We start from the raw sequence: 9,049 nt of genomic DNA on the forward strand, positions 1-9,049 counted from the left end.
AAGGTATGGTGGAGCTGAGGGGAATCGAACCCCTGACCTCGTCATTGCGAACGACGCGCTCTCCCAACTGAGCTACAGCCCCACACGCGGCGCCGCTTTGGGGAACGGCACGGCGGAGCGTTTCGCGCAGCCGCGCCCCAGTGTCAAGCTGCCCTTCCCCCTTGCGAGCGCGCCCCGCATCCGCGACAACCGCCCAAAGCCAGGAGCCGCCCAGCGCATGATCCTCGATGCCCTCTTCTTCCTGGTCCAGGCAGGGCTGAACCTGTTCTTCTGGGCCGTCATCATCGCCGCCGTGCTCTCGCTGCTGGTGGGGTTCGGCGTGCTGGACACGCGCAACCGCCTGGTCTGGACGCTGTCGGACTTCTTCTACCGCGTGACCGAACCGGTGATGCGCCCCGTCCGCAACCGCCTGCCCAACCTGGGCGGCATCGACATTTCGCCCCTGGTGGTGCTGCTGCTGATCCAGGCGGCCATGCTGCTGGTGGCGGCCATCCGCGGCTACATGCTGCGGGCCGGCATCTATTTCTGAGTTCTGGCGGGCGGAGAATGATGCCGTGCTGGTCCAGGTGCGCGTGCAGCCCCGGGCGCGCCGCGCGTCCCTGGGCGGGCTGCGCCACGGCCCGGACGGCCCCCGCCTGATGATCTCCGTCACCGCCCCGCCCGAGGAGGGCCGCGCGACCGAGGCCGCCTGCGCCGCATTGGCCACCGCCCTCGGTCTTCCCCCCTCCCGCGTCACGCTCGCGCAGGGCCCGGCCTCGCGCGAGAAGACCTTACGCGTGGCCGCCCCGCCCGAGACCCTGCGCCCCCGCCTGGAGAGATTGGCATGACCGCCACCCTGATTGACGGCAAGGATGTGGCCGCGCGGCTGCGCGCCGGGCTCGCCAGCCGCATCGCGGGCCTCCCCTGGGCGCCCGGCCTCGTCGTGGTGCGGGTGGGCGAGGACCCGGCCAGCGGCGTCTATGTCCGCAACAAGGACAAGGCGGCGCGGGAGGCGGGCTTTGCCTCGCGCACGCGCCACCTGCCCGAAGCCACCACCGAGGCGGAGCTGCTGGCCGAGATCGCCGCCCTAAACGCGGACCCCGCGGTGGACGGCATCCTGGTCCAGCTTCCCCTGCCCGCCCATATCCGCGCCGAGGCCGCCATCGAGGCGGTGGACCCCGCGAAGGACGTGGACGGCTTCCACCCGATGAATGCCGGGCGGCTGGCCTCCGGCCTGCCGGGCCTGGTCCCCTGCACGCCGCGCGGGGCCATGCACCTGCTGGCCGAGGCCGGCGCCACGCTGCGCGGCGCGCGCGCCATCGTCATCGGCCGCAGCCAGATCGTGGGGCGGCCCATGGCCCAGCTTCTGCTGGGCGCGGATTGCACCGTCACCATCGCCCATTCCCGCACGGCCGACCTGCCGGGCGAATGCCGCCGCGCCGACATCGTGGTGGCCGCCGTGGGCCGGCCGGAGATGGTGCGCGGCGACTGGATCAAGGCCGGTGCGGTGGTGATCGACGTGGGCATCAACCGGCTGGAGAGCGGCAAGCTGGTGGGTGACGTCGCCTTCGCCGAAGCCCTGCCCCACGCCCGCGCCATCACCCCCGTGCCCGGCGGCGTGGGGCCCATGACCATCGCCTGCCTGCTGGAGAACACGCTGCAAGCCGCTCTCGCGCGGCGCGGCGCATGATCCTGCACCGCACCTTGCAGGTGGTGGGGGTCCTGGCGCTGCTGATGTGCCTGAACCTCGCCTGGGGGGCCACGCCCTGGGGCGGCGAGGGCTGGTCGCGGGCGCGGATGCTCTATGCGGGCGCGGGCGCCGTCTCGGCCCTGGCGTTGATCGCCATCGGGGGCCTGGGCGTCGCGCTGAAGCGGGCGGAGGCGCGGGCCGAGGCGCTCGCCGCCGCGCTGTCCCGCATCGAGGACATGTTGCGCCGCCCGTGAACCTGCTGCTGGCCGCCCTCTACGTGCTGATGTGGGGCTCGGCCTTCAACGCGGCGCGGCTGGTGGCGCTGGACTGGCCGCCGCTCTGGGCGCTGACGCTGCGCTTCGCGGCCATCGTGCCGCTGCTGTGGCTGGTGTGGCGATACCGCCGCGCGGCCTTCCCCTGGGGGCCGGATGCCTGGCGCGTGGGCTGGATGGGCGTCTTCGGGATGGGTGGCTACCTGGCGTGCTCCTGGGTCGCGCTCGCCTATATCCCGGCCGGGCTGGTGGCGCTGCTGGCGGCGACGGCGCCCATGTTCGTGGCCCTCGGTGAGGCCTGGCGCGGCAGGCGCCTCGCCATGCAGGGCTGGGTAGGCCTGGCGGTGGGCTGGGTCGGCGTGGCCGTGCTGGGTGCCACGCGCGCCGTGGACGGCATGGCCAGTGCCGAGGCCTGGGGCATTGGGCTGTCCTTGTTCGGCGCCATGCTCCAGGCGGCGGGGCTGCTGGCCTATGCGCCGGCGCGGGCGCGGGTGGACCCCTGGGCGGCCAATCTGGGCCAGACGGCGGCCGGCGCGGTGGTGCTGCTGGTGATCTCGGCCCTGGTGGGCGGGGCGCTGCCCACGACGATCACGACCGGGGTGGTGGTGGGCCTGCTCTATTCCAGCCTTGTGGTGGGGATGGCGGGCTATGCGCTGTTCTTCGTGGTGATCCGCAGGCTGGGGGCATCGAACGCCACGGCGCTGCAATTGCTGGCGCCGCCGGTCGCGGCCGTGATCGGCTGGGCCGCGATGAATGAGCGCCTCTACGGCACCGACATCCTGGGCGGCGCCATCACGCTGGTGGGGCTGGCGCTGCTGTTCCGCGCCAAGACCACGCAGGCGGCCTGAACAAAAAGGGGCGGGCCCTGACGGCCCGCCCCCTCACACCCGGAAATTCCGCGCAAAACCAAAGGTCCCGCCCATCTGGCCCCTTCCGGTCGGCGCCGCGGCTTCGCCGCGGCAACGGCGAAACCTGGAAGGACCAGCCCCAAACCGGGGCCCCCGCGAAGGTTTCCGCAAGCGGCCGGAACGGCCGCGCCGCCGAAACCTTCGTGGGGAATACTCAGTACCGGTAGGCTTCCGCCTTGAACGGCCCCGCCGTCGGCACGCCGATGTAGTCGGCCTGGTCCGGCCGCAGCTTGGTCAGCTTGGCGCCCACCTTGTCGAGGTGCAGCATGGCCACCTTCTCGTCCAGGTGCTTGGGCAACACATAGACCTTCTTCTCATAGGCGCCCGGCTTCGTCCAAAGCTCGATCTGCGCGAGCGTCTGGTTGGTGAAGCTGGCCGACATCACGAAGGAGGGGTGGCCCGTGGCATTGCCCAGGTTCACCAGGCGGCCCTCGGAGAGCAGGATGATGCGCTTGCCGTCGGGGAACTCGATCTCGTCCACCTGCGGCTTCACATTGTCCCACTTGTAGTTCCGCAGCGCCGCGACCTGGATCTCGCTGTCGAAGTGGCCGATGTTGCAGACGATGGCGCGGTGCTTCATCGCGCGCATGTGGTCGGCGGTGATCACGTCCACATTGCCCGTGGCGGTCACGAAGATGTCGGCCTTGGGCGCGGCGTCCTCCATGGTGACAACCTCATAGCCCTCCATCGCGGCCTGCAGCGCGCAGATGGGGTCGATCTCGGTCACCTGCACGCGGCAGCCGGCATTGCGCAGCGAGGCGGCGGAACCCTTGCCCACATCGCCATAGCCGCAGACCACGGCCACCTTGCCGGCCATCATCACGTCGGTGCCGCGGCGGATGGCGTCCACCAGCGATTCACGGCAGCCATAGAGGTTGTCGAACTTCGACTTGGTGACGCTGTCGTTCACGTTGATGGCGGGGAAGAGCAGCTTGCCCTCCTTCGCCATGTTGTAGAGGCGGTGCACGCCCGTCGTCGTCTCCTCGGAGACGCCGCGGATGGCCTTGGCCAGCTTGGCGAACCAGCCGGGCTTCTCGCTCAGGCACTTCTTGATCAGCGCGAAGAAGACCGTCTCTTCCTCGTTGGTCGCCTTGTCCAGGAAGGCCACGTCGCCCTGCTCGGCGCGCAGGCCGTAATGGACCAGCAGCGTCATGTCGCCGCCATCGTCCAGCAGCATGTTGGGCTCGCCGCCATCGCCCCACTCGAGCGTCTTGCGGACGTAGTCCCAGTATTCCTCCAGCGTCTCGCCCTTCTTGGCGAAGACGGGCACGCCCGCGGCCGCGATGGCGGCGGCGGCGTGGTCTTGGGTGGAGAAGATGTTGCAGGAGGACCAGCGCACATCGGCGCCCAACGCCACCAGCGTCTCGATCAGCACCGCGGTCTGGATGGTCATGTGCAGGCAGCCGGCCACGCGGGCGCCCTTGAGCGGCTGCGCCTTGCCGTATTCCGCACGGGTCGCCATCAGGCCGGGCATCTCGTCCTCGGCCATGTTGATCTCCTTGCGGCCCCAATCGGCCAGGGAGAGATCCTTCACGATGTATTCAGCGGCGACGGGCATTCAGCGGCATCCTCAGCAGGGGCATGTTCGGTGCGGCAGGGCCTAGCACGCCCCGACGCCGACTGCAAAGAGGCATAAACATGTCTTTATGTGCGTTGTCTTAAGCCTCCTTCTTCCAGGCGGCGAGCTTGCGGTAGATCGTGCTGGGGTTCACCTCCAGCAGGGCGGCGGCGCGGGGCACGTCCTGGGCGGTGTGCTCCAGCGCGGCCAGGATGGCGCGCTTCTCCACCACGGCCAGCGGCTCCACCGCGCGGGCCCGCCGCTCCACCCGCACCGCGGGACGGGCGCCCTCGCGGGGGTTGGGCTGGATGAGCTGGGCGGGCAGCATGGCGCGCGTCACCAGCGGGCCGTCATGCAGCACCACGATGTTGCGGACCACGTTCTGCAACTGCCGCACATTGCCGGGCCAGGGGGCGGCCAGGATCAGCGCCTCGGCCTCGGCGTCGAGGCCCTGGAAACCCTTGCCCTCCTCGGCGCTGAACACCTCCAGGAAGTGCCGCGCGATGAGCAGCACGTCCTCGCCGCGCGCGCGCAGCGGCGGCAGTTCGAGGGGCACGACATAGAGGCGGTAGAACAGGTCCTCGCGGAAGCGCCCGGCCTCCACCTCGGCGCGGATGTCGCGGTTGGTGGCGGCGATGATGCGGGCGTCCACCTTCTCCAGCCTGGTGCCGCCCACGGGGGTGAAGCTGCCCAGCTGCAGGAAGCGCAGCAGCTTCACCTGCATGTCGGCCGGCATCTCGCCGATCTCGTCCAGGAACAGCGTGCCGCCATCGGCCTGCTTGGCGGCGCCGGCGCGGTTCTCGGTGGCGCCGGTGAAGGCGCCCTTCACATGGCCGAAGATCTCGCTCTCCAGCAGGTCGCGCGGGATGGCGGCGCAGTTCAGCGCCACGAAGGGCTTTCCGGCGCGTGGCGAGGCACGGTGGATGGCGTCCGCCGCCAGCTCCTTGCCGGTGCCGCTTTCGCCCGTGATGAAGACGCTGGCCTTGGACCCCGCGACACTCTCGATGGTGCGGTAGACGGCCTGCATAGCGGGCGAGGCGCCAACGAAACCAAAGAAGCTGCCCCGGCCGAGCTGGGCGCGCGCCGCCTCCAGCTCCGCCCGCAGGCGGCGGGTTTCCAGCGCGTTCTCCAGCGTCACCTGCAGGCGGGCGCGGCTGTAGGGCTTCACGATGAAGTCCATGGCACCCTCGCGCATGGCCTCCACCGCCGCCTTCACCGAGGCGTTCACCGTCACCACGATGAAGGCCGCGTCCACGCCCGCCTGGCGCAGCCGCCGCATCAGCTCGAAGCCCGAGCCATCGGGCAGTTGCAGGTCGATCAGCACCGCGTCGGGCGGGTGGTCGGCCGCGATCTCCAGCGCCTGGGCCACCGTGCCGGCGTGGTGGCAGTCATGGCCGAAGGCCGAAAGATGCGCCCGGGCCAGCTCGGCCTCGGTCGGCGTGTCCTCGACCAGCAGGACGCGCGGGCGCATCAGGGCCGCAGCAGGCGCAGCGCCTCGATCGCCGCCTTGGCCTCCAGCATCAGGCGCGGCATGACCACGTTCGGCGGCTCATCATGCGCGGGGTTCATGGCCAGCCGCGCCTCCCGCTCCAGCCGGCTGGCGCCCACGGCCGAGGCCGCGCCGGCGATGCTGTGCGCCGCGCGGTGATAGCCGTCCGCATTGCCGGCACGCCCGGCCGCCAGCAATTCCTGGGCGAGCCGGCCGATATCGGCCTCGAAGGTCGTGATGATGGAACGCAGGACGGAGGGCGGAAGCTCCTCCGCCAGCTGGCGCGCCACCTCGGTATTGATCGTGTCCATCCCGGGCAAGGTTAGGCACCTTGCGCGACGCCGCGTCAATCGGTGTTGCACCAGATGCAAACACCGCCGCTTGACGCCGGGGTGGGGCGCGGACTAACCCTGTCCCGCCCTCGCGATTTGTCCGGCCAGCTTGCGGCGAGGTCCCAACCGGGTCGTGCCCCGCCGCCTGGCGGAAGGGCGCGGAAAACAAGCGCGCTAAACGGCCCAGGGACGCCCCTTCGCGGGCAGTCCCTCCACCCGGACCAGGGTGCCGGACGCCTGTCAGGCTTTCGAGGTGTTCACCATGACCGATTCCCGCAAGCTCCGCCCGGCCACGCAGCTGGTGCGCGGCGGCCTCAACCGCTCCAACCATGGCGAGACGGCGGAGGCGCTCTTCCTCACCTCCGGCTTCGTCTATGACAGCGCCGAGCAGGCCGAGGCCACCTTCAAGAACGAGATCCAGCACTACCAGTACAGCCGCTTCGGCAACCCCACCGTGACCATGCTGGAGGACCGCCTCTGCGCCCTGGAGGGTGCCGAGGCCTGCCGGCTGATGGCGACCGGCATGGCGGCCGTGCATTCCGCCCTGCTCTCCCACCTCAAGACCGGCGACCGGCTGGTGGCCAGCCGCGCCCTCTTCGGCTCCTGCCACTGGATCGTGAGCACGCTGCTGCCGCGCTACGGCATCGAGAGCGTCTTCGTGGATGGCGGCGACCTGGACCAGTGGCGCGCGGCACTCAGCCAGCCCACCGCCATGGTGCTGCTGGAAAGCCCCTCCAACCCCATGCTGGACCTGGTGGATGTGGAGGCCGTGTGCGAGCTGGCGCACCAGGCCGGCGCGCTGGTGGTGGTGGACAATGTCTTCGCCACGCCCCTGCTGCAGCGCCCGCTGGAACAGGGCGCGGACGTGGTCGTCTATTCCTGCACCAAGCACATGGACGGCCAGGGCCGCGTGCTGGGCGGCGCCGTGCTCGGCCGCCAGAAGTGGGTGGACGAGGTGCTGCAGCCCTTCATCCGCAACACCGGCCCCGCCATGTCGCCCTTCAACGCCTGGGTCATCCTGAAGGGGCTGGAGACGCTGAAGCTGCGCGTGGACCAGATGTGCCGCAACGCCGCCGCCGTCGCCGACTTCCTGGCCGAGCGCGCCGAGATCGCCCGCGTCTTCTACCCCTTCCGCGCCGACCACCCGCAGCACGCCCTGGCGGTGCGGCAGATGACGGCGGGCGGCACGCTGGTGACGTTCAACATCAAGGGCGGGAAGGCGGAGTGCTTCCGCTTCATGAACGCGCTGCGCCTCGTGGACATCTCCAACAACCTCGGTGACAGCAAGTCCCTCGCCACCCACCCCGCCACCACCACCCACATGCGCGTGGGCGAGGAGGAGCGCGCCAGGCTCGGCATCAGCGACGGCACGGTGCGGCTCTCGGTCGGCCTCGAGGATGTGGGCGACCTGATCGAGGATCTGGCCCAGGCGCTCGACACCCTGGCAAGCCCGGCCGCCCGCGCGGCGGAGTAGTGGCGGAGCGGGCGCATGCCGTGCTGGAATGCACGGCATGACGCTTGAAACCTGGCTCGCCTTCCTGCTCGCCTCCGCGGCGATGCTGGCCATCCCCGGCCCCACCATCATGCTGGTGGTGGGCCAGGCGCTGGGGCAGGGGCGCGGGCGGGCGCTGCCGCTGGTGGCGGGGGTCGCGCTGGGCGACCTCACGGCCATCACCCTCTCGCTGGCGGGCCTGGGCGCGCTGCTGGCGGCATCGAGCCTGGGCTTCACCCTGCTGAAATGGGTGGGCGCGGCCTATCTGTTCTGGCTTGGCATCCGCATGTGGCGGGCGCCGGTGGCCGAGGGCACGCCCCCCGCCCTGCCCGCCCGCCGCGCCTTCCGCGACGCCTATGTGGTGACCGCGCTGAACCCCAAGGGCATCGCCTTCTTCGTGGCCTTCGTGCCGCAATTCATTGTGCCCGGCGCGCCCTTCCTGCCGCAGGCGGCGCTGCTGGTGGCGAGCTTCGTCACGCTCGCCGCCGCCAACGCCCTGCTCTACGCGCTGCTGGCCGGCCGGCTTTCCGGCGCCGTGGCACGGCCCGCGGTGCGCCGCGCCTTCAACCGGCTGGGCGGGGCCATGCTGATGGGGGCCGGGGCGGCCACTGCCGCCATGCGGCGCGCATGACCCCCTTTACCGCCACCACGCGCGGCGTGCGCGTCTCGGTCCGGTCCTTCTACCTGGAGGACCAGTCCGACCCCGCCGAGGCGCGCTTCGTCTGGGCCTACAAGATCGAGATCGCCAATGAGGGCGCGGTGGCGGTGCAATTGCTCAAGCGCACCTGGCTCATCACCGACGCCCAGGGCCGCACCATGCGCGTGCACGGCGAGGGCGTGGTGGGCGAGCAACCGCGCCTCGACCCCGGCGAGACCTTCGAATACACCTCCGGCACGCCGCTGCCGACGCCCTCGGGCTTCATGCGCGGCACCTTCCACATGGTGGTGGTGGAGACGGGCGAGGAATTCGACGCGACCGTCCCGGCGTTCTCGCTGGACAGCCCGCACCAAGCGGGGGGGGTGCACTAGGGTTTGAGGGCCCGGCCAGGGGTCCGCTACCGGCAATCCCCACACCTACCGCACATTAGCTATAGGCTCCGATTGTTCTGGCGGAACGTAGCAGCGTAGGCATACCTAAAGCTTGTGTTGTTTGGTCCCGGAGCAGACGGCCTGCGTCCAAATGCAGGGGTAGGATGGCTAACGTACGGCTACCGAACCTACTTTAGTCGTCCACCAGGCCTTTGTTTCGCTGTTTCCGCTGTCACGCCCCTGATTGGGAACACGACGGGACACCTCGAATAACCGGCCTGTTGGATGCTGCTGAGGTGG

11 protein-coding genes and 1 tRNA gene are annotated in these 9,049 nt (G+C 70.5%); 8 read left to right on the forward strand and 4 right to left on the reverse strand.

What is annotated here, in order from left to right:
• Positions 1-6: 6 nt before the first annotated feature.
• Positions 7-82, reverse strand: a tRNA-Ala gene (locus JTN19_RS17930).
• A 135-nt stretch (positions 83-217) separates the two neighbouring features.
• Between JTN19_RS17930 and JTN19_RS17935 the strand changes: the two genes are divergently transcribed.
• The 5 genes from JTN19_RS17935 to JTN19_RS17955 are packed head-to-tail and all read left to right on the forward strand — an operon-like array spanning position 218 to position 2,789.
• A complete protein-coding gene (locus JTN19_RS17935) occupies positions 218-529 on the forward strand; it encodes a YggT family protein (protein WP_206935448.1) in 312 nt (103 codons plus the stop codon).
• Between the two features lie 25 nt (positions 530-554).
• On the forward strand, positions 555-827 hold the full coding sequence (locus JTN19_RS17940) for a DUF167 domain-containing protein (protein ID WP_340643363.1): 273 nt from the start codon (positions 555-557) through the stop codon (positions 825-827).
• A complete protein-coding gene (gene folD / locus JTN19_RS17945; protein ID WP_206935450.1) occupies positions 824-1,669 on the forward strand; it encodes a bifunctional methylenetetrahydrofolate dehydrogenase/methenyltetrahydrofolate cyclohydrolase FolD in 846 nt (281 codons plus the stop codon). Before JTN19_RS17940 ends, folD begins: the two co-directional genes overlap by 4 nt.
• Entirely contained in the window at positions 1,666-1,923 is a 258-nt protein-coding gene (locus JTN19_RS17950; RefSeq protein WP_206935452.1) for a hypothetical protein, read from the forward strand. The genes folD and JTN19_RS17950 overlap by 4 nt, the downstream gene beginning before the upstream one ends.
• Entirely contained in the window at positions 1,920-2,789 is an 870-nt protein-coding gene (locus tag JTN19_RS17955) for an EamA family transporter (protein ID WP_206935454.1), read from the forward strand. Before JTN19_RS17950 ends, JTN19_RS17955 begins: the two co-directional genes overlap by 4 nt.
• Positions 2,790-3,003: 214 nt before the next feature.
• Here the strand turns inward: JTN19_RS17955 and ahcY are convergent, their stop codons facing one another.
• The 3 genes from ahcY to JTN19_RS17970 all read right to left on the reverse strand — a co-directional run bounded on the left by ahcY (position 3,004) and on the right by JTN19_RS17970 (position 6,207).
• Positions 3,004-4,407, reverse strand: a complete 1,404-nt coding sequence (ahcY, locus tag JTN19_RS17960; RefSeq protein ID WP_206935456.1) for an adenosylhomocysteinase — start codon at positions 4,405-4,407, stop codon at positions 3,004-3,006.
• 100 nt (positions 4,408-4,507) lie between these two features.
• Positions 4,508-5,878, reverse strand: coding sequence for a sigma-54-dependent transcriptional regulator (locus tag JTN19_RS17965; protein ID WP_206935458.1), 1,371 nt, complete (start codon positions 5,876-5,878; stop codon positions 4,508-4,510).
• Positions 5,878-6,207, reverse strand: a complete 330-nt coding sequence (locus tag JTN19_RS17970) for an Hpt domain-containing protein (protein ID WP_206935460.1) — start codon at positions 6,205-6,207, stop codon at positions 5,878-5,880. The genes JTN19_RS17965 and JTN19_RS17970 overlap by 1 nt, the downstream gene beginning before the upstream one ends.
• Positions 6,208-6,490: 283 nt before the next feature.
• On the opposite strand from JTN19_RS17970, the gene metZ reads away from it, so the two are divergent.
• From metZ to apaG, 3 genes are read left to right on the forward strand one after another with little or no spacing between them, the layout of a single operon-like run.
• Complete coding sequence (gene metZ, locus JTN19_RS17975) at positions 6,491-7,702, forward strand: O-succinylhomoserine sulfhydrylase (RefSeq protein ID WP_206935463.1); 1,212 nt, start codon at positions 6,491-6,493, stop codon at positions 7,700-7,702.
• A 37-nt stretch (positions 7,703-7,739) separates the two neighbouring features.
• Positions 7,740-8,351: a LysE family translocator gene (locus JTN19_RS17980; protein ID WP_206935466.1), complete on the forward strand. Its 612-nt coding sequence runs from the start codon at positions 7,740-7,742 to the stop codon at positions 8,349-8,351.
• Entirely contained in the window at positions 8,348-8,749 is a 402-nt protein-coding gene (apaG, locus tag JTN19_RS17985) for a Co2+/Mg2+ efflux protein ApaG (protein WP_206935469.1), read from the forward strand. Before JTN19_RS17980 ends, apaG begins: the two co-directional genes overlap by 4 nt.
• Positions 8,750-9,049 lie beyond the last annotated feature (300 nt).

The sequence above is a fragment of the Roseococcus thiosulfatophilus genome, assembly GCF_017311575.1.
Classification (GTDB): Bacteria; Pseudomonadota; Alphaproteobacteria; order Acetobacterales; family Acetobacteraceae; genus Roseococcus; species Roseococcus thiosulfatophilus.

Coding starts and splice junctions, on each gene's coding strand:
- JTN19_RS17935 (WP_206935448.1), top strand. CDS start 218: ATGATCCTCGATGCCCTCTTCTTCCTGGTCCAGGCAGGGCTGAACCTG.
- folD (WP_206935450.1), top strand. CDS start 824: ATGACCGCCACCCTGATTGACGGCAAGGATGTGGCCGCGCGGCTGCGC.
- JTN19_RS17950 (WP_206935452.1), top strand. CDS start 1,666: ATGATCCTGCACCGCACCTTGCAGGTGGTGGGGGTCCTGGCGCTGCTG.
- ahcY (WP_206935456.1), bottom strand. CDS start 4,407: ATGCCCGTCGCCGCTGAATACATCGTGAAGGATCTCTCCCTGGCCGAT.
- JTN19_RS17965 (WP_206935458.1), bottom strand. CDS start 5,878: ATGCGCCCGCGCGTCCTGCTGGTCGAGGACACGCCGACCGAGGCCGAG.
- JTN19_RS17970 (WP_206935460.1), bottom strand. CDS start 6,207: ATGGACACGATCAATACCGAGGTGGCGCGCCAGCTGGCGGAGGAGCTT.
- metZ (WP_206935463.1), top strand. CDS start 6,491: ATGACCGATTCCCGCAAGCTCCGCCCGGCCACGCAGCTGGTGCGCGGC.
- JTN19_RS17980 (WP_206935466.1), top strand. CDS start 7,740: ATGACGCTTGAAACCTGGCTCGCCTTCCTGCTCGCCTCCGCGGCGATG.
- apaG (WP_206935469.1), top strand. CDS start 8,348: ATGACCCCCTTTACCGCCACCACGCGCGGCGTGCGCGTCTCGGTCCGG.